The sequence below is a fragment of the Streptomyces sp. P17 genome, assembly GCF_032436805.1.
Taxonomy (GTDB): domain Bacteria; phylum Actinomycetota; class Actinomycetes; order Streptomycetales; family Streptomycetaceae; genus Streptomyces.
This window is the reverse complement of sequence record NZ_JAVRBF010001247.1, coordinates 1-249: the sequence shown is the minus strand read 5'-3', so window position 1 is coordinate 249 and position 249 is coordinate 1. Positions and strand designations below refer to the sequence as shown.

General features: G+C 63.9%; 1 protein-coding gene. It reads right to left on the bottom strand.

Translation table 11 applies throughout. The features are described from left to right. Positions 1-17: 17 nt before the first annotated feature. A partial coding sequence (locus RMT89_RS44565) for a hypothetical protein (RefSeq protein ID WP_315889457.1) occupies positions 18-249 on the bottom strand: 232 nt, incomplete at its 5' end.

The window sequence follows — 249 nt, the reverse complement described above, 5'->3', positions numbered from 1 at the left end:
AAACGGCTTCTTTGGTCTCATTCGCGCTGTGGGTCAGCTCCTCGGCGTGGTGTGAACTGCTCGCCGAGCGAGAAGAAGCCCGTGACCGCGTGCGCCTGCAGCAGCGCCTCGATGCCCCCGGGCGACATGGTGGCAAGACTCGAGGAGTTGTTCGTCTGTATGCGCGCGAAAATCGACGCGCCGGACCTAATGATCGGCGTTGATTGCGCGGCGCGCACGCCAATATGGAGCTCAACGGGTCGACCGGGG